Raw genomic sequence first — 19,715 nt, 5'->3', positions numbered from 1 at the left:
ACAAATTTTTTCTTAGATCATGATGGATTAAAAAAACTGTCACTTTCTTTTGTTCAGTTATATAGACTCCATACTGAAGAACTTCCCTGAGTTATAACAAGGCCTGAGATGTGAAATCTTCATTTATATGGAGAGGGTCATGAGCTTTATATATAAAAAAGTAATACTCAGAACCATCTTTTATTGAACCTCTATTTACTGTTAGGCTTATTGACTACATATAGAGATGAAAACAATATGAAAACAGTAATATTTGGAAGTCAAAGTTTTAAAATTAATCAGTTTCCTTTTTCTTACAGGATAGAAGAAATCACGATTAATAGTCTTAGGGCTTAACGCATGGAACTTTTATTTCAAATTGTATCTTTGTGCAAATTTCTGGAACAAAAAAGGTGAATATTATGTTTTCCAAGTCAGAGTTCAAAGAAGTAGTAAAGTCTATGGGGCTTGTTTTTGGAGATATTGGGACAAGTCCAATTTATACTTTAACCGTTATTTTCCTTCTAACAAGACCTACGCACACTCACATAATAGGAGTTTTGTCGTTAATTATCTGGACACTTATAGTACTTGTGACTATGGAATATGCCTGGCTTGCAATGAGCTTGGGTAAAAAAGGGGAAGGAGGTACAATAGTCTTAAAAGAAATACTCGTCCCTCTGCTCAAGTCAAGTAGGAATGTAGCTCTGGTCACATTGTTAGCTTATATAGGAACGTCTTTCCTTATGGGAGATGGAGTAATTACCCCTGCAATAAGTATTCTGAGCGCGGTCGAAGGCTTGCGAATCATTCCTCAGTTTGAAAATATAGGTCAGGGCACTATCATACTTATTTCTGCTGTAATTGCAATAGGACTTTTTTCAGTTCAGAGCAAAGGAATAGAAAAAATTACATGGGTTTTTGGGCCTGTAATGATTTTATGGTTTGCAGCCATTGGGTTCTCAGGTATTGCCTCTATTTTTTACACCCCGGAAGTACTTAAAGCCATCAACCCTTATTATGCCATCAGGTTCCTTATGGACAATGGAATTATAGGATTTTTTGTACTCTCCGAAGTCATCCTGTGTGCTACAGGAGGTGAAGCATTATATGCCGATATGGGACACCTGGGAAGAGAACCAATCTTAAAAGCCTGGAGATTCGTATTTGTAGCACTGGTTTTGAATTATCTCGGGCAGGGTGCATTTCTTATCCGAAACCCGGGTTCGACAAATTTTTTGTATGAGATGATAAATCAGCAGGCAAACATACTTTATATCCCATTCCTTCTCCTCAGTGTCGTAGCTACAATTATCGCTTCTCAGGCTATGATCAGTGGAATGTTCTCTATAGTATATCAGGGAATAACAACCCGGATAATTCCAATGTTAAAGATTGATTATACCTCCGGTTTGTTGAAGTCCCAAATTTACATAAGTACCGTAAACTGGTTACTCCTCGTTTCTGTATTATTTATGATGCTTATATTCAGAGAATCGAGCAGACTTGCAGCTGCATACGGCCTGGCGGTTACAGGGACTATGTCTATTACAGGCATAATGATGACTTCGATATTTTATCACAGAAAAAACAGAACCAAAGCTCTTCTTTCGCTATTTATAACGTTTATTGATATAGTGTTCCTTCTCTCAAATAGCTATAAAATCCCTCACGGAGGCTACTGGTCAGTCATCATAGCAATGTTCATCCTCTCCCTCATACTTATATATACGTCGGGACAAAAGAAGCTGTATAAGTTGATGAAGCTCATGAAGTCCAAGGACTTTCTTGAAAAATACAATCAGGTATATGCTACTCAAAACAAAATCATGGGTACTGCCCTTTTCTTTACACGCGACATCGAAAGAATTCCCCAGTATATTTCCCATGTAATGTTTAGAAACAACATCATTTACGAAAATAACATTTTTATCTCCATTATTAAGTCTGACAGTCCTTTCGGAATAGAAAGCTCGTTCACAAAAGAACCGGCAAAAGGGTTAAAAATTTTGGAAATACGAGCGGGATATATGGAGATTGTTGATGTTGAACAGATTCTTAAAGATCAGGGCGTTGGTGAAAAAACTATTTTCTACGGAGTAGAAGATATCTTTACTAACAATATAATTTGGAGAGTCTTTTCCATAATTAAAAAGATATCTCCATCATTTGTCCAGTTTTACAAGCTCCCTACTGATGAACTACATGGAGTTATGACAAGGTTCGAAATGTAAAAACGGATTAAAAACAGATTAAAAATGGATTAAAAACGAATTAAAAATGGACATGTACATTCCGGGCTTTCAACCTGGATTTAAGACGAGAATATGTCTTGTCCGCATGAGACTGGGGTAGTAACCAGAAACCTTAGTTTCATGATTCTCTTTGTTTTTTCTACAGGTTTTATTTAAGTCGAATACCCCGCTAGTATCATGGCAACTTAGTTATGATACTTCAATACATAGACAATACTTCATCTGTAGTCCCGTTCTTAATTATAATGATCCATAACTAAATTGCTTAGATACTAGCTTGCTGCGTGAATGTAAACTTCCCCGGCAACCGTTGATAATTATATTATATATCAATTCCATTTTTCAGTTGTTAACTTCTGCTCAAACTAAACCGTTTAGGCTTATTATTTCCTTTAACGAAATTCCGAGCAGTGGCGCGAACATACCCCATTGCTTGCAGCGGGGTGCGCCAGCGCAACTTTGATTATCGTTCCTAAATTGTCAGACAGCCTGTAAAGATCTAATAGTTGTGGCTCTCCAAAATACCCTTTGAAAATAATTATAAAATCGTATTATAATGTTACAAAGTATCTTATACTATTACACTATTTTAATGCTGAAACTCAGATCACCACCAATACTATTCTATTATTTATGGTAATAGGATTGTGTGGATAGATTTTCGTAATGGCTGTATTGTCTGCAAAAAAATCAACCTGAAACAGACATAATGAATTATTTCTGTATGAATCTTTAAGCTCTATTAAAGGTAAACAGGCGGGTAAAATGTCAGATAACATATTTACTTACATTATCAGGATTATTTGGCTAGTTGCCTTAATAAATTTTTTTTTGTTAATTACCCTTCCTTTTGTGGCAGAATATATCTCGGGCGATAATATTTTAAACGAGTCAATAGGGCCATCAAAAGACCTTGAAGCCAATATATTATTAACTGAAAATGAAAAAGTAACTGTTGTATTCAAAACAGAAGAAAGGGATTTAAATTCCGAATTGCTGAATATATCTTTAGTTGATCCGCAAAAAAAAGAGCTTTTCTGGGAAAAAAGCTTTACTCCTGCTCCATCTGATGAGACTGGAACACAAAAAGAAGCTACGACACAACAAACCATCGATTTCTTTTCATTTATGCCGAAAGCATCAGGGATATATCATATCAAAATAAGTAACGCTGATTTTCAAACAGATGTCAAAATAGTCTCAGGAATGATAACTCCATCCGAACAACCTTCCTACCGGCCCTTACTGATAATATCTCTTATAGTCATGTTTGCTGGCATTTTATTCAGGAGTATCAGAACGGGCTTTAGAAAATTTTCATTTAGTGGAGCAATTAATTTTATTATATCTCTATCTCTGAGCCTGATTACAATCTATAAAATAATTGGTTTCTGAGAATTTCGATAAACCTTTCATGGGTATTCTTTGAAGGATTTATCGAAATTCTCCATAATAGATCTATTTAAATTTACACCAAAAGGGCGCAGAATCCCGGCTAAAACAGGCAATTAACCCTGTAAGCATGGCGTTTCAGAACAATCTATTCATGGGGTACACTTACTCTCAACCACATTCAAACCCTCAGAACAGAAGCTAATTCCGGCAATCGCCTTTCTCTATCAGCCGGTAAAATGCCGGATTTTATGGGTTGATTGCAAGGGATGAAACAGACAGAAATCAAAGGATGAAACAGACAGAAATCAAAGATGATAATAATTATACTTCGCTAGATGAGGCTCTTGAGTAAACTATTTATTTAATGTAAGGAAAGAGGTAACCGATTGGTGATGAGATCCGCCTGTACTTTATAGTCTAAACCATTTATGTTGATGGCTTCTACATCGAGTATTGAGGTTTTAATGTGTATACTATTCTGGTATAGTCACGAGGCTAAATAATGCAACTACCCAATGAGGTATAATGAAGTTTTTTGTTGCAACAATTACAGACGTTACTATAGGTAGAGGTGGTTTCATAAGTGCTACCTTGAGATATGTTTTTAGGTGGATGGATTCAAAATAGCTTTGTCAATTTTCCAGCAGGTACATTAATTCATAAACACAATTGGAAGTTTTTTTAGGGGAGTATCTGGAAGCAATAAATAGTTGGAAGTGTTGATATGACTGAAAGACAGGTCGAAAGTGTAATCGTTGAAATTCCAAAAGGGAACCGGAACAAATTCGAATATGATAAAGAAAAGAGACTGATTAAATTCGACAGAATGCTTTCTTCTTCAATGGTATATCCTTCGGATTATGGTTTTTTCCCCGATACTCTGTCCCTTGATGGCGACCCTTTAGATGCTATGGTTTTAACCTGGGAACCCACATTTCCGGGCTGTGTAATCGATGTATATCTTGTAGCATTATTTGACATGGAAGATTATAAAGGAAGAGATCAGAAAATCCTATGCGTTCCAAAAAATGATCCAATGTGGAATTATATTGAGTCGGTTGACCAGGTTCCGCCTCATTTATTTAAAGAAATCACTCACTTTTTCCAAACTTATAAGAATTTAGATAAAAAACAAGTGAAAGTTATAGGTTGGAAAAGCCTCGAAACAGCAATTACTGTACTTCAGGAAGCTAAAGATCGATACGCTGAGCAGAAAATATAAAGCAGACGAAAAGCAGGAAAACCATTGTTATTAATTGCAGTTCATGTGATTCGGGGTCTTCCTTGTAGAAAGGTGAAGAAAAATAGTTGACGAAGTTACTTGATTTTTGAATCCTCACTTTATTTTTGATCCGTTTTCAGTTTTTTACCGATTCTAAGTTTATTCGTCATTGTGTTAAGCCTTTAAAAGCGTAACATTAACTGTCCTGCTTCTCGGCCCATCCATTTCGGCAAAAAAGATTCTCTGCCACGTCCCAAGCTCAAGCTTTCCTGCCGAAACAGGCAGGGCTTCGCTTGCTCCAAGCAGTACTGCTTTGAGATGGGAATCTGCATTGTTATCTATACGGTCATGCCTGTAACCTGCGCCGGCAGGAACAAGCTTATTTAAAAGATCCAGAATATCCTCTTTCAGCCCGCTTTCGTTCTCGTTTATTATGATGCCTGCGGTAGTATGTCGTGTACTGATAAGGCATATGCCTTCAGTTATTTCGCATTTCATTACTTCTTCCTGAACTTGCGAAGTGATATCAACCAGTTCAATACGTTTGGACGTCTCAATTTTGAGTTGCAAAGTCTTTACCTCTAAAGCTTTCCAGATTATATTTCAGTCTTTTCTTACTAAAAATGCATTGATTCAACGCAATATATTCAGAAAGCTGGATATGATACGGAAAAAATAGTATCCTGAAAAATAATACTCAATAAGTACTCCGGAAAATAAAACTCAAAAAAGATGGGAATCTAAAAAAGTAATCAGGAGGGTAATTTTTCAAATTTGACCATAAAAGGCAGATATACTTGATTGCCTGGTTGGATTAATAACCCTCACCGCCTTACTACAGTTCACACTGCTTTATTTTCCCTTATTTCTATACAGGAAAACACATAATAGACATACAATGCCACTGATCATACTAAATCCAGGAATGCTTTTACTTACTTCAGCTACCTTATTTTCAATAGTACTTGCATTGCTGCCTGTACTGCTAATTACATGACTGATTGTACTATTAATTGCATTACTGATTGTACTATTAATTGCATTGCTGATTGTACTACTAATTGCATTACTGATTGTATTACTGATTGTACTACTAATTGCATTGATGCTTGCATTTATGCTTGCATTGTTACTTACATTGCTGCTTACATTATTGCTTGTACTACTAATTGCATTAATACCTGCATTGCTGCCTGTAGTATTATTTGTGGCTTTTTGAGCAGGTTCTGCAGCTATTGTGTTGCCTTCGTTTTTTGTGCCTGTTATTGCGAAGGACGAGTAGCCAGGTACGTTTGCTGTGAAATGCAAGAACTGATCATCTTCACCTGTTAGACTTACTGGCAGTTCCGTCCATTCTTTTTTCTCGTCATCGTACCAATCAAGTATAATCGAGGACCTGTTTATGTTGTTCTCGTCTACCCATGAGGTATTAACTTTAAAATTGACAGATGGACTCTCAATATTCTTTGAGGTGCCATAACCACCGTTTCCAACCCATATATTGAATGACTTGTAGACGATACCTTCAGGAAGCTTGGAAACCAGGCTTGACTTATTTTTCAGTTCCTCTACTATTGTAGTGGTCTTTCCAACGGTTTTTGTTGACCTGAATGTTATCGATTCAACACAGGTTGCATTATTTGTAAAATTAAAATCCACATCCCTTCCACTGGCAATAAAAGTCTGTAAAACCTCTTTTACCTGGACGTTCTTCGCTGGTTCAGGAGACCCGCCAACGCCACCACTGCTACTTCCGCTCTTGTGGCTGTGTCCTCCACTACTGCTACCACTGCTACTGTCACTGTCACTATCACTGTCACTATCGCTTTCACTGTTGCTATCACTATCGCTGTTACTGTCGCTGGAATTGCTTTCTTCCAGTACATTTATTGTATTGATTTCTGAGGCCGTTTTGTTTTCATTAACTACTGTCAGGTTGACATCATAGTTTCCGGGAGAGGAATAAGTGTGCATTGGATTTTGCTCGGTTGAATTAGTTCCGTCTCCAAAGTTCCAGTACCATTCGTTTGCATTTTGCGACAGATCTGTAAATTGAACAGAGAGACGTGCAGAGCCGCTCGTGGTATCTGCATCAAAGTCCGCTACAGGAAGGATTTCTTCTTGACCCGGTTCTTCCTCAACAGTTATATTTAGAGATTTCGAGCTCGAACCATTTTCATTATTTGCGGTCAGGACAACAGTATAGTTTCCGGCTGAACCATAGGTATAAGCTGGATTTTGCTCAGTTGAGGTATCTCCGTCTCCAAAATTCCAGTCCCACCCATTTGCATTTTGCGATAAATCTGTAAATTGAACAGAAAGAGGAGCAGAGCCACTTGTGTTATCTGCATCAAAGTCCGCTACAGGAAGAATTATTTCTGGAGTTGGTTCACTCTGAACAACTACTTTTTGAGTATCTGAACTTGAGCCCTTTTCATTGTTTACAGTCAGGACAACACTATAGTCTCCAGCTTCAGAGTATGTATGATTTGGGTTTTTCTCTGCTGAAGTACTTCCGTCTCCAAAACTCCAGGACCAGGAAGTTGCGTCTGTACTTTTGTCAGTAAATACTACATTCAATGGAGCTTGTCCCGATGTAGTGGACATAGAAAATGCAGCAACCGGCGGATTTACATCGTTATCATCAGGAGTTTCATCGTTATCTGTATCATCGCTTCCACCGGGGTCCCATCTAGCATAGTACGGCAATCCTTCTTGATACACGCCACTAATACTTTCTGTGGTAACGGTTTTTGTATCAAAAGATGTATCGATGAATTGCCCATTCCCTATGTATATTCCTACATGGCTGATAAGCCAGTAATTCCTGTTGTTTTCAGTAATGTCTTTTTTCCAAAAAATTACATCACCAGGCGTCGGAGAATCTGTAGTAACATAATATGCATTTTTTTTCATATTAGGAACAGTTTGAAATACAATGTCTTTGGCTCCGGCTTGCTTGTATACTTGATACACTAAGTGAGAACAATCAATGCCCGATCGGCTGTTGCCGCCATGTACGGATTTAACTCCAATCCAGCTTTTTGCGGCTGCTACTACTGTGGACTCAGATGTTCCTGCAGGAGCTGCTGATGCAAGGGGTATAAATGCTATTAAGATAGCTACAAGGAGTATGGCTATAAATTGATGTTTATTTATCTTCATTTTTGCTCAGTGCCCGTACTTTACTAACTTAGTTGTACTATCTGCATTTTATTATTAGAGTAACGCAACGACTCAACTGAACTTTTAAAGGCATAACTCAATTTGAATGAAAACGGAGTACCAGTACCCAGTTATAGATATAAAATTAAATATATTGACTTTGCATTTATAGTCATCCAGTCGGATTTATCCAGTATCCTATTCATCAAATATCTATATTTTCCTTTATAGAACTGGCTTTCTTAATAAAAGTGTAAGTAACTTTTACCTTATTAAAATATAGTTACAAATGTAGTTCCTCTGGCGCGTACTGTATATATCCAACAGTTTCACTTCTCTTTATTATAAAGCTTCCACACCTTTGGAGATTTAAAAACAGGTCCCTGGCCTATATAAGGAAGTTTTTGAGTCTTTGTAGAATTGAGGTCCGTTAAGTTTTCATAAAGAGTCGTTAAGAGACAGAAAGAGTTCAGCTTTGAGCCTTTCGGCCAACTGCTTCGGGCCTATGCTTCTAAAAAAAAGCAGGAGTTTTTTAACTTTCACATATTTTTTCGGCCTTATTGCCCCCAGCACAGTCTTGTAAAACCTTAAGGATAGATTTTTAGTCTTGGCACTGGTAAATTCATGGATTTCCTTGGCAGTAGTTTCATTCAAACTCAGGAATCCGGCATAAATTTTTGCTGTATTTTCTGTAAACCCCAGCTTCTTGAGTTTGAGAATTTGATTTCCATTGCCCCCCTTCAGCAGTATTTTTGTTCAGGCAGTATCATCAAGCTTCTTCAGCGTTGTAAACATTATTTGCAGGCTCTCCTTATATGCAAGGATGTCTTCTTCATCCAGCCTTCTGAGAATATCGGAGACATTTTCTTCAAGTTTTCCTATGAACCATTCCCTGTAAGCATTTCCCTTTTCGGTGAGAGAAATAAGGTTTTTTCTCCGGTCCTGGGGGTCTTTTTTCCTGTAGACAAGCCCTTCTCTTTCCAGAGCATCGATCATACTTGTCAAGCTTCCCTTCTGAAGATCAAGGCATTTTCCCAGGGTTGTAGGCATAATATTGTCTGTTGACCCAATAATCATAATTGCTCGATTCTGATTTTTATTGAGGCTATACGGAATGTCCCCTGCTTTGTGAAATATTTTAGCAAAATTTTTTTGAAACAGATTAATTATCTCAAACTGGAGTTTTACTGTTTCTTTTATCTTTTCTTCCTTCATTGTTATCACAGTAAGGAATTTTGCAGTCATAATTCGGATGATAAAGGCAGGATAGTAACCATTAGAGGTCTTTTACGAGACATTTTTTTATCCAGTAGATTTGTTTGCGAGGTGTTTCTTAGTTGAATCTGCTGGTTCTAATGGTCTTTACTTATTTTCTTGAGTTTGACTGGATTTTAATATCTCTATCATCCGAATGGCTGTTTTTAATCTTACTATTTGGTATCTTACTGTTAGATTTCAAACTAAAAAGGAACTGGGTTTATTTATATTTTATGATTTTGCAATTATTGTATATTTAAGCATCAGCCGCCCTTATACTATCAAATTTATTCCTGTGTTCCATTAGTTAATTGTAAAAAAGACTCAGTTACAAAATCTAGTGATAATAAGTGTAACAATCACTACATAAATTTATAATTCTGTAATTATGTAATAATGTTACGGCATAACAATGATAACTATAAATCTTACTCTTAATAACGTTTGGAACTACCTGTTTTCTTAAACAAGAAGTATTCTGAAGAGTTTAAAAATGGTGATGAAATTTCCATTGAATTGGACATAATGAAAGAAACCCCTGGTTGGACATGATGTTATCTGATTGATAGTTTACAAAGGAAAGTGAAAATTAACAGATCAGTGAAGTTAAAAACTTTAGCTGTCAATAAGAGAAATTAACAACTAAGACTCTACCAAAATTGAAAAATAAGATTCAACCAATTAGGATGAACCAATTTCCGTTAAGATGAGTAAGTAATACAGTTACAGAAATTATTATCGAAAGAAAATTAAATAATCTTTAGATCTTCAGAATAAAGCTCAATTCTCCGATTCTCAAAAACGGGAATCATTTTACGAACTTCATTCTTCCTGGACAGGTCAAGGTCATGCACTATTACGCATTCTTTATTGCCGGCATCAGCTTTTACCTCACCCCAGGCATCGATTATCATGGAGTTGCCGAAATAACTGCAGTCAGGAGCAGAACCTATCCTGTTACAGGCAATATGTGGGATCTGGTTTTCAATCGCCCTGGCCTTTGCGAGAATATTCCAGTGTTCAGACCTTGGATTGGGGAATGCGGCTGTGGTCACAAGCAGGTCAGAACCGGCAAGGGAAAGTTTTCTTGCAACCTCGGGAAAGCGGAGTTCATAGCAGATCTCAAAACCGATTTTCAGGTTTTGCTTTTTAAGAGAAATGGGCTCTATAGAGTCGCCTTTTGAGAAATAGTTGTTTTCGTTTTTGAAAGGATGAGTTTTCCGGTAACTACCTGCAAGGGTTCCTGACTCAAAGCAAAAGCCGAGATTGTAGTAAAATGGGGAATTACTGGAATCCGAAAGAGTAGAATTTTCAAAATCCGCAGGTGTTCCACTGTTAGAAGTCTCTTCCGAAGCGACTTTTTCAATTACTGAGCCCATGATAATACAGTCATTGGCCTCGGAAAAACAGGCCAGGTTTTCAAGGAGAGGAGAAGGCAAGGTCTCTGCTGCATGGTCAAGATACTCGTAGCAAAACCCTGTTGAGAAGACCTCGGGTAAAACAATAAGTTCGGCTCCTTTTCTTACAGCTTTAAGGGCCATATGCAGAGCTTTCTCAAGGTTTTCCTGTTTTCTGCATTGCAGCACGTCCATCTGTATACAGGCAACTTTCATGTCATAAACACCAGCTAACCGTTAGCAAACGGCTTGAATCCTTTGAAGTAAAATTTCAAGTAAATAATATGAATTTGAAGAGACTATGAATTTGAAGAGACTATGAATTTGAAGAGACTATGAATTTGAAGAGACTATGAATTTAAGAGACTATGAATTTGAAGAGACTATGAATTTGAAGAGACTATGAATTTGAAGAGACGAATTGAAAAAAGTGAATTTCAATTCATTGGTCATCAGTTAGGGATCTTATTTCTTCCTTACTTTTTGAATCAATACTTATATTTCAGTTAAATATCCTGCAACTTGCTGCGGGGATGGAAAACTTTCCCAATAACCTTTGTTAAGTAACCAATTTATATTTTAGCTATATTTATATTGTGAATGGAACTCAGACACAATCTTTGTATATAAAATATGATACGGCATGTTTTTTTGTGTGAAGTATCCTAAAAAGCTTTTTTAGAAAACGTACATGATACTCTTCGAATAACATGCACAACCAATGAAAATGCTTGCAGATAGCAGCATTTTCATGCTAAATAATTTGTAAATTTTTTGTCATTCCTAAATTCACAGTTTTTACCGCTTCGGATTAGTATGTCCTTTTTAATATGGAAAAATGATAAATAGAGATAGAGCGCGTGTATACACCGAAGATAACGAAAAAAGGAGTAAACATGTGCGGAATAGCAGGAGCAGCAGGAACTCCTGATACAAATGAAGAAACAAAAAGAATGCTTGCAGCCCTGGAGCATAGAGGGCCTGATGCTTGTGGAACCTATGAGGCTAAAGGACTGAGTATAGGAAATACCTTGCTTAAAATAACAGGCGACATGCCCCAGCCTCTGGTTGGAAAAGGGGCTCTGGTACTCAATGGAGAAATTTTCAATTTCAGGGAACTTGCAGCTGAACAGGGCATAAAAACTGATTCAGACACTGAATTACTTTTTGCCCTCATAGAAACAAAGATAAAGGAAGGAGAAACGCCTACAAATGCGATCTTTTCCGTACTTTCCAGAGTAAATGGAGATTACGCTCTGGCTTATGCCCTGGATAACGAACTTGTACTCGCCAGAGACCCTGTAGGAGTCAAACCTCTTTTTTATTCTCTAGAAAAAGGAGCAGAAAAGCCTAAAATTGCTTTTGCTTCCGAAAAAAAAGCTTTTTTCCAGGGAAACCAGATAAAACTCTTCCCGCCTGGCAGAGTCATGGCTTTCAATATAAGAAATGGGGGGCTTGAAGAAAAATCCCTTACAATTGAGCCTCCGCAAGAAAGAATCTCAGAAGAGCACGAAGCTGCTTCCCGCCTGAGGACGGCCCTTGAAAAAGCTGTAGAGATAAGGCTTACAAAAACCGCAGGAATTGCGTTTTCAGGTGGTATTGACAGTACCTTTTTAGCTGCCCTTGCAAAAAACATTGATCCCTCAATTTCTCTTTATGCCGTTGGGCTTCCAAATTCCCATGACCTTGCCCAGGCTCAGCTTGCGGCTGAAATTGCTGGCATGAGTGATTCCCTCAAGACCCATCTCCTTTCTCCTGAAGAAATAAAAGCTGCAATCCCGGATGTGATCTATTCGACGGAATCGACTGACCCTATGAAAATTGCAATCGGGCTTCCACTCTATTTTGTAGCGAAAACTGCAAAAGAAGATGGTAAACGAGTCCTTCTCACGGGTCAGGGCGCAGACGAACTTTTTGGAGGTTACAGCAGGCACGAAGGTTTCCTTGAGCAGGGTCCCGAGGTACTTGACAGAGCGATCTACTCAGACCTTAAAAACATTTCAACTATAAACCTTGAGAGGGACGATATGGTTACCATGGCCAACTCTGTGGAGCTCAGGGTGCCTTTTCTGGATAAAGAGGTAATAAAAACAGGACTTGCAATCAGCCCTGAACTTAAAGTCCTTAAAAGAGATAGCCTGTATATAAGAAAATATATCCTGAGAAAAGCAGCAGACAGTTTGCTACCATCGGAACTTCTCTGGAAAGAAAAGAAAGCAATCCAGTATGGGACAGGAGTTCAAAAAATACTTGACAGGCTTGCCCGCGAGGCAGGATTTTCAAAAAAGGAAGGAAACCATATCGAAAAGTACCTGAAACAGGTTGCTGAAGACGAGGGATTCGATTTCATATTCAGGTAAAGGAGTTCCCTGCTGAATAGGCCTACTGAATAGGCCCACTGAATAGGATAATTAATTTTTTACCTGATAAATGTGGTCTTTATAATTTATCAAAATAACTTTTAACTATTTTTAAATATCTTTTTGATTCATATAAAACGAAAAGACTTTAAATAATACTCTCTAAGGAATAACGGGATGAAGCCAGAGATAAATAAACAAGTATAAACAGCTTGATGACTATATCCCTGCTTAGAAAACCACTATAGTTAATCTGAATCAACAATTAACCTGAATCAACAATTAACCTGAATCAACAATTAACCTGAATCAACAATTAACCTGAATCAACAATTAACCTGAATCAACAATTAACCTGAATCAACAATTAACCTGAATCAACAATTAACCTGAATTAACAATTAACCTGAATTAACAATTAACCTGAATTAACAATTAATCTAAAACATTTAAATCTAAATTAATGTTCAGGGGGAATCTTCATAAAAATAGCAATTACCGGAAAAGGCGGCGTTGGAAAAACAACTCTTTCAGGCACTCTGGCCAGACTGCTTGCAAGGGACGGATACGAGGTACTGGCAATAGATGCAGACCCGGATATGAACCTGGCATCTTCGCTTGGGGTCGAAAATCCCCCAAAGCCCCTGACAGAATTCAAAGACCTGATTCAGGAAAGGGCAGGCGCCGAAGGTGGAGCTTTCATCTACAACCCTAAAGTCGATGATATTGCGAGTAAGTACGGAGTTATAGGGCCCGATGGAGTTAGAATGCTTGTCATGGGAACCGTAGACCGCGGAGGAAGCGGATGCATGTGTCCTGCCTCGGCTTTCCTGAGGGCTCTTCTCAGGCACCTTATGCTCAAGGAAAAGAGTGCAGTAATCCTTGATATGGAAGCCGGAATTGAACATCTCGGAAGGGGCACTACAAGAGGAATGGACCTCATGATCGTTGTAGTTGAGCCTGGAGCAAGATCGCTTGAAACGGCTGAGAGAATAAAAAAGCTGTCTTCCGAAATAGGGATAAAACACCTTGCTGCCGTAATTAATAAAGGAGGCTCGGGAAAAGTTAACGATAAACTTGAAGAGATGGGCATCCAGGTACTTGGAGAAATTCCCTTTGACACCATGTTAATGCAGGCCGACCTGGAGAAACGGGCTCCTATTGAGGTAGGCGGCGAAGCTGTTGACGCTATAGCAAAAATTAAGGAAAAACTGATGGAAGTTGTTGAAGAGATCAGGAAAGAAGAGGAAGCTAGCAAGAGCAAAAAGTAAAGGCTGCTTGCCGGCCCTCATTTTCTTCTCATATTTCAAAAGTTCTTAATTCAATTGAAGCTGCTGTCCGGAGAGTCAGTTAAAGTTCCTTTTTTATAAATAACTTCCAGAAGCCTCAATTTCTTTTCTCTGATAAGAACATCAGTCGGATCGATATCAAGCGCGTTGTCATAACACTTCATAGCTTCCCCATATCTTCCAAGGCTTTCCAGAGCTGAACCTTTCTGACATAAAGAAAATACATCTTCAGGATTTACTTTCAGAACCTCATCATAAGATTCAATAGATTTCTCAAATTCGTTCAGATTGTTAAAGGCAAAACCCTTGAGGCACCTGATCCCCAGATTTTCAGGATCGATTTCAAGAGCCCTGTCATAGCAGTCAAGAGCTTCCTTTGATTTCCCCATCCTGTCCAGGGCGAAACCTTTCTGGATCCAGGCATCGAGAAACAAAGGGTCCAGAGTTAAGGCTTTATCGTACAGCCTGAGTTTGTCTTCGTAACTGCCAATCTCACCAGCTTTGACAAGGAGCTGCCTGAGATCCTCTGGTTCTTCGGTTTTTTCTGCCGCTTGCGACTCCTTTTGCTTTGCTTTATCCATCTTTTCACTCACATTTTCTTCTGTCATATAGGAATCCTCGCTTTTCCAGTGAAAGCTCATTCCGGACCCCTTTCGGGTTTTTACCACACCTGGTTGTTTTTACATTTCACGCATGGAACCAGAGCTAAAACTGGTATTTTGCATTTTTTGTTTTCAATGAGATATACTTTTTCTGATTCGAATTTTCCCTAATATAAAAAAGCTACCTGTAACTGAAGAAGTACAGCCGATTCTTAAGCTCAGATGGAGGAATACAATCTATTTTTGGTTCTTCGTCATTCCCTGTGGGTAAGATGATTTTCAATTCGAGATCGCATTGGTTTTTATGAAAACATTATGAGGATAGCCACACAAAACAACGAAGAGCCGAAATTATTTCTTAACCGATGCCCAATGAATTAGTTTTTGAATGACTGATGAATTAGTTTTTGATTTTCATGTTCTTGAACAGGTTTTCTGTACTTGAACAGGTTTTTTGTACTTGAACAGGTTTTCTGTACTTGAACAGGTTTTTTGGCAGAAAGCACTACAAATCTTCCCTTCCCATGTTCTTCTTCCGGAAACTCAATACTTTCAATTTTTTCAGGCTGCCTGAAAAGGGTCTGGCAAACTTCAAGAGTTTCAAAACCGACTTCCAGTAAGTATGTCGATAACTCTGCTGTCGAAAAAAAATGCGCTTTCGAAGAAAAACTGCCTTTTTTAGTTCCGGATTCGAGACAGCGGCCCTGTGGGCTATCCCTATCAAGGATTCCGGCTAGTATTTGCCCGCCTGGTTTCAATACCCTCAGAGCTCCCCTGAGTGCCTGGTTCGGATTTTTAAAAAAAGCAAGTGTGGTAACGATTAAAACAAGATCAAGTTTCTCTCTTTTAAAGGGCAGAAACTCAGAAACTCCAAGCATGACTTCCAGCCTGCGTTGCTTTGCAAGTATTGCCATAGCTCTTGCCGGTTCAAGCCCGAGTCCAACCCCAAGAGCCGAAGCGAACCTACCTGTACCAGCTCCAATTTCAAGAGCTTTTAATTTCTCGGGATTTTCGGCTAGAAAAGTTCTCAGGGCAAGAAGTTCGGATTCATATGCAGGCTTATATTTCTCATACCAGACATCATATTCTTCTGCATACCTGTCAAAGCTCTCCCATAACCCCATTAAATCCCCATAACCCCATTAAATCCCCACTCCCTTCAATGACTCATGTTTTTTCTTGATTCCTTAAGTTTCCTTAGCCTTTTTCATCTTCAGAATTTATCCTCTTTTTCTATACAGGAAGACCGCAAGAAAACCGAAAATTCCATAAATCAATTCAAAACCAGGTAAACTCGTAATTTTATTCAGCTCGGTATCTTGAGTATCGCTTCCCTCAAGAACAACTATTATGTAACTTTTTGAAGCAGTTCCGTTTTCGTTGCTTGCGGTAAGATTAACGGTATAGGCCCCAGGCTCTGTAAATGTATGAACCGGGTTTTCGTCCGTCGAATCAATATTTTCATCACTTTCAAAATCCCATTTTCTTTCGCTTTCATTTGTCGAAAGATCGGTAAACTGGACTGAAAGAGGAGGGTGACCACTAGTTACATTGGTACTGAAATTTGCAACAGGAAGAATCGGATTCTTTACTTTAGCGGCTACAAGAGGCATGCGATCGACGTAATCACTGTTTTCAATCTTGTAGACCTTATCAGCAATGCCATCCCCATCTGTATCAGGCGTGATTTCCGAGGGGCCCAGTCCATTGGGTTGTGACCAGTAGTTTCCTGCAAGATAAGATCCACCAACAATGTTAGTTCCCGGGGTTTTTTCTATATAGTATATGTTGTCGGTTCCGTTATTAGGTACGGCATTGACAGTATTATTGAAGTAGTTATTAAGAACACTATTCTTGTCACTTTTAGGACAGATAAAAAGCCCAAAAACCTCATTTGAAGTGATAGTATTTCCTGAGATCTTATTGTTATCCGAATTGCCCAGGTAAATGCCTCTACCGTTATCTGAAGCATTATTTTCTGAGAGGGTATTGCCTACTCCAGTTGAAAGCACGAGCCCATAATCTTTGTTTTCAGAGAGCGTATTATTTGAGATTACATTCCCCTCAGAATTTGGAACATAGAATCCGTACCTGTTTTTTGAAGCTCGGTTTCCGGAGATTGTGTTATAGTTAGACTGCTGAGCGACAACTCCCTTATCTCCTTTTCCAATCAGGTTATTGAGAATTAGATTATAATCCGAATTCTCCAGGTACACTCCAACAGTATTATTCAGCAATCTACTGTTCTCAATGGTGCAGTTTTTGCACTTATACATATAGACCCCTGCATGGTCTTTATGTGCCTCCATTATTTTAAACCCGCTAATCGTAACCTTGTCTGACTCTACATTGAACACATCTAAGGCCGGGTTTTTAGCCATTATTATTGTATTTACAGGATTTCCGGACTCTGATTTTATTACCAGGTTATGTACGGTTACATTTATGTTCTCGGTATAGGTTCCAGGCTTTACAATTATCACATCACCTGAAACCGCACTGTTTACAGCAGCCTGTATGGACTCTCCTGACTTGACAAAGATTTCATTTGCAGTTCCAATACCAGAGCTTAATATCAGGATAAAAAAAACTAACAACAAGGTAATTAATTTACTTATTCTAATCCCTCCATCCACTCAAAAAAAGATGAAATTTTCTAATCAAATTTGCTTAAGTGGCTGTCTAAGTCACGGATAATTATCCGTGTAAATGCTCTTATTTATATAAAGTGAGTTTTTTGTTATCTAAAGTGAGTTTTTTGTTATCTAAAGTGAGTTATGTTGTTATCTAAAGTGGGTTATGTTGTTATCTAAAGTGAATTCTGTTGTTATCTAAAGTGAATTCTGTTGTTATCTAAAGTGAATTCTGTTGTTATCTAAAGTAAGTCCTTTTACAATAGCGTATAAGATTGCTTTACTCGATCCTTATTAAAAAATATACAGAAACCCACATGCGTTTATGCATACAATTTGCTTTATCTTTATAGAATATTTCATCCAAATTGCCAGAACAGGGGGAATAATGTATAAAGTAATATAAATATGCTGGGTTTAGTTCAACACAAATTAAAAATAAAAATACGATGTAAGTGTACGCTAAACTTGATGATATTGAGTGATAAATGACAAAAGCAAAGTTGCGCTGGTGCGCCCCCCAGCAAGCTAGCGGGTTATTCGACTGAATAAAGGGTCATCATTTCAAAATCGCCATTAGTAAAAATGATCAAAAATGAAATGTCAACATGCCGAATATAGGTTTGTTAATTATTCCCACCAATTTACATTACCCCATATTTTGTATAGGCAGTGTGATTGTCTCGAAGGCGATTTGGCATCCGTGATCAAAGTCACGTTTGAGCCTTTGATGGCAATTCACTGGCCAGTTTTTTGACGGCTTCAAGAACCAAAATAAGTACAACCTTCCTGCCCAAGATAATGACGAAGTTGAAGGGTAAAAAAGGTAGGGAGAGAGTTCTTTTATTTTTTGTGCATGTTATTCGAAGAATTTCATGTGCATTTTTTGAGTATTCCTGAGTGACTCGCTCTACAGGAGCTACTGAGAGGAAAGAGAATACAACAAATGGTTTGATGTAGGCGAGCCCGAACTTGAGAGCGGATAAGATCCTTATATTTAAACACCAACAACAATATAATATATATCAGTATATTGTTTATCCAAATATAGTATACTATTGTCATTATTACAGAATATCAAAAATAAAGCTGGCATCTGCTCTCTAACAAAAATATACCTGGATATAAGAGCACATCGCGAAGAAAAGATACAATTGTGAAGTATTTATGGATAAGTGGGGGTAATTTGAATTGGCATCCCGCCATGTTAATACTTTAAACCCTGGTGATCCTTTTAGGGACTGGCTTGTTGAAGAAGTTGTTGGGGATAGGCTACGGAATAAAAATTGCTCTGTTAATGTTTTTAAATACAACTCTTCCCATACGGTCTGCAGGTACCAGTTCAAGAGTGAACACTTCAGCGTTATGGCAAAGTTTTTTGCCGAACCTACTGGTCAGTTGAAAGATTATAATCCATATAAAGGCATGATGAATGAGTACCGGAACCTTAGAAAGGCTGCGTCGGTAATAAATGTTGCAAGACCTCTTGCAATCAATAAGAAGTTCAATTGCGTCCTTGTAACGGAACATATACCTGGAAAATCTCTGGGCTGGTGTATCAGGCACGAAGAAAAGCGATATGAGAGGCTTGCTGCAGTTGCGCATATGCTCCGACAGCTACATGATAACACAAAATCTTCCTATAATAAGGAAAATGAATTCAGAAATTATCATGATGTCCTGGGCCATCTGAAACTGGACCATGACACTAGAGAAACTTTCAATAAATTACTTGGAGAATGGTGGTATAGCCCCCTGCTAGACAGGGAATACGGATGCATGGTTCACAGGGATGTAAACCTTTCCAATTATATTTTCTGCAAAGACAAACCTTATGCCCTTGATTTTGAAAGCTCCTGGTTTGAGGCACATCCTGTAAGAGATCTCGGAATTCTAGCTGCAGAACTTAAAAACGAGTTCGAGCTGCATATGGGGGGAGGAGAGAAAGCTGAACCGTATATCGGAAATTTCCTCTGGGAATACAGCAGCAATGAAAAAGATTTTTACTATATTACCAGAACTTTGCCTTTTTTCATGAGTATAGGGCTCCTTCGCTCGGCAAGACTCCACCAGAGCGACTATAGAAATTATCTCATTAGAGAAGCATGTGAATGTTTAAAGGCAATTAATTACAGATAAAACATGAAGTAGAAACTTAAGC

Annotated in this window: 14 protein-coding genes; 6 read left to right on the top strand and 8 right to left on the bottom strand. The window is 38.1% G+C overall.

Annotation, left to right across the window (positions count from 1 at the left end; genetic code table 11):
• Positions 1 to 401: 401 nt before the first annotated feature.
• The 3 genes from MSKOL_RS06135 (at position 402) to MSKOL_RS06125 (ending at position 4,851) form a co-directional block, all read left to right on the top strand.
• A complete protein-coding gene (locus MSKOL_RS06135) occupies positions 402 to 2,213 on the top strand; it encodes a KUP/HAK/KT family potassium transporter (protein WP_048119428.1) in 1,812 nt (603 codons plus the stop codon).
• Between the two features lie 786 nt (positions 2,214 to 2,999).
• Positions 3,000 to 3,629 (top strand): hypothetical protein, encoded by a 630-nt coding sequence (locus MSKOL_RS06130; protein ID WP_048154382.1) that lies wholly within the window; start codon positions 3,000 to 3,002, stop codon positions 3,627 to 3,629.
• Between the two features lie 724 nt (positions 3,630 to 4,353).
• Entirely contained in the window at positions 4,354 to 4,851 is a 498-nt protein-coding gene (locus MSKOL_RS06125) for an inorganic diphosphatase (RefSeq protein WP_048119422.1), read from the top strand.
• 174 nt (positions 4,852 to 5,025) lie between these two features.
• On the opposite strand, the gene MSKOL_RS06120 is transcribed toward MSKOL_RS06125, so the two are convergent.
• The 5 genes from MSKOL_RS06120 to MSKOL_RS06100 form a co-directional block, all read right to left on the bottom strand.
• Complete coding sequence (locus MSKOL_RS06120; RefSeq protein WP_048119419.1) at positions 5,026 to 5,421, bottom strand: secondary thiamine-phosphate synthase enzyme YjbQ; 396 nt, start codon at positions 5,419 to 5,421, stop codon at positions 5,026 to 5,028.
• A 282-nt stretch (positions 5,422 to 5,703) separates the two neighbouring features.
• Positions 5,704 to 8,016 carry a PGF-pre-PGF domain-containing protein gene (locus tag MSKOL_RS18690; protein ID WP_052725362.1) on the bottom strand — a complete coding sequence of 771 codons (2,313 nt, stop codon included), beginning with the start codon at positions 8,014 to 8,016 and terminating at the stop codon, positions 5,704 to 5,706.
• A 438-nt stretch (positions 8,017 to 8,454) separates the two neighbouring features.
• A complete protein-coding gene (locus tag MSKOL_RS06110) occupies positions 8,455 to 8,670 on the bottom strand; it encodes a hypothetical protein (RefSeq protein WP_231592490.1) in 216 nt (71 codons plus the stop codon).
• A gap of 102 nt (positions 8,671 to 8,772) precedes the next feature.
• Entirely contained in the window at positions 8,773 to 9,261 is a 489-nt protein-coding gene (locus MSKOL_RS06105) for a MarR family transcriptional regulator (RefSeq protein ID WP_332310039.1), read from the bottom strand.
• Between the two features lie 761 nt (positions 9,262 to 10,022).
• On the bottom strand, positions 10,023 to 10,886 hold the full coding sequence (locus MSKOL_RS06100) for a nitrilase-related carbon-nitrogen hydrolase (RefSeq protein ID WP_048119412.1): 864 nt from the start codon (positions 10,884 to 10,886) through the stop codon (positions 10,023 to 10,025).
• A 680-nt stretch (positions 10,887 to 11,566) separates the two neighbouring features.
• Between MSKOL_RS06100 and MSKOL_RS06095 the strand changes: the two genes are divergently transcribed.
• Both MSKOL_RS06095 and MSKOL_RS06090 read left to right on the top strand, forming a co-directional pair.
• A complete protein-coding gene (locus MSKOL_RS06095) occupies positions 11,567 to 13,030 on the top strand; it encodes an asparagine synthetase B (RefSeq protein ID WP_048154377.1) in 1,464 nt (487 codons plus the stop codon).
• Between the two features lie 476 nt (positions 13,031 to 13,506).
• A complete protein-coding gene (locus MSKOL_RS06090) occupies positions 13,507 to 14,301 on the top strand; it encodes an AAA family ATPase (RefSeq protein ID WP_082091047.1) in 795 nt (264 codons plus the stop codon).
• Between the two features lie 50 nt (positions 14,302 to 14,351).
• Here MSKOL_RS06090 and MSKOL_RS06085 read toward each other — a convergent pair whose 3' ends face one another.
• The 3 genes from MSKOL_RS06085 to MSKOL_RS06075 form a co-directional block, all read right to left on the bottom strand.
• The gene (locus MSKOL_RS06085; protein ID WP_231592488.1) at positions 14,352 to 14,960 is read right to left on the bottom strand and encodes a tetratricopeptide repeat protein; all 609 of its coding nucleotides are present in this window, start codon (positions 14,958 to 14,960) and stop codon (positions 14,352 to 14,354) included.
• A gap of 338 nt (positions 14,961 to 15,298) precedes the next feature.
• Positions 15,299 to 16,045, bottom strand: coding sequence for a class I SAM-dependent methyltransferase (locus MSKOL_RS06080; RefSeq protein ID WP_082091046.1), 747 nt, complete (start codon positions 16,043 to 16,045; stop codon positions 15,299 to 15,301).
• A gap of 96 nt (positions 16,046 to 16,141) precedes the next feature.
• Positions 16,142 to 17,518, bottom strand: a complete 1,377-nt coding sequence (locus tag MSKOL_RS06075; RefSeq protein WP_231592487.1) for a NosD domain-containing protein — start codon at positions 17,516 to 17,518, stop codon at positions 16,142 to 16,144.
• A 1,227-nt stretch (positions 17,519 to 18,745) separates the two neighbouring features.
• Here MSKOL_RS06075 and MSKOL_RS06070 point away from each other — a divergent pair.
• Positions 18,746 to 19,693 (top strand): phosphotransferase, encoded by a 948-nt coding sequence (locus MSKOL_RS06070; RefSeq protein WP_048119400.1) that lies wholly within the window; start codon positions 18,746 to 18,748, stop codon positions 19,691 to 19,693.
• Positions 19,694 to 19,715: the final 22 nt, after the last annotated feature.

The organism is Methanosarcina sp. Kolksee (assembly GCF_000969945.1).
In the GTDB taxonomy this organism is placed as follows: domain Archaea; phylum Halobacteriota; class Methanosarcinia; order Methanosarcinales; family Methanosarcinaceae; genus Methanosarcina; species Methanosarcina vacuolata.
The sequence above is the reverse complement of the archived record's forward strand: the minus strand, read 5'-3'. Positions and strand labels throughout refer to the sequence as shown.

What these genes read in the sequence shown, in the direction of transcription:
- MSKOL_RS06135 (WP_048119428.1), top strand. Translation starts at nt 402, where the DNA reads ATGTTTTCCAAGTCAGAGTTCAAAGAAGTAGTAAAGTCTATGGGGCTT.
- MSKOL_RS06130 (WP_048154382.1), top strand. Translation starts at nt 3,000, where the DNA reads ATGTCAGATAACATATTTACTTACATTATCAGGATTATTTGGCTAGTT.
- MSKOL_RS06125 (WP_048119422.1), top strand. Translation starts at nt 4,354, where the DNA reads ATGACTGAAAGACAGGTCGAAAGTGTAATCGTTGAAATTCCAAAAGGG.
- MSKOL_RS18690 (WP_052725362.1), bottom strand. Translation starts at nt 8,016, where the DNA reads ATGAAGATAAATAAACATCAATTTATAGCCATACTCCTTGTAGCTATC.
- MSKOL_RS06105 (WP_332310039.1), bottom strand. Translation starts at nt 9,261, where the DNA reads ATGACTGCAAAATTCCTTACTGTGATAACAATGAAGGAAGAAAAGATA.
- MSKOL_RS06100 (WP_048119412.1), bottom strand. Translation starts at nt 10,886, where the DNA reads ATGAAAGTTGCCTGTATACAGATGGACGTGCTGCAATGCAGAAAACAG.
- MSKOL_RS06095 (WP_048154377.1), top strand. Translation starts at nt 11,567, where the DNA reads ATGTGCGGAATAGCAGGAGCAGCAGGAACTCCTGATACAAATGAAGAA.
- MSKOL_RS06085 (WP_231592488.1), bottom strand. Translation starts at nt 14,960, where the DNA reads ATGAGCTTTCACTGGAAAAGCGAGGATTCCTATATGACAGAAGAAAAT.
- MSKOL_RS06080 (WP_082091046.1), bottom strand. Translation starts at nt 16,045, where the DNA reads ATGGGGTTATGGGAGAGCTTTGACAGGTATGCAGAAGAATATGATGTC.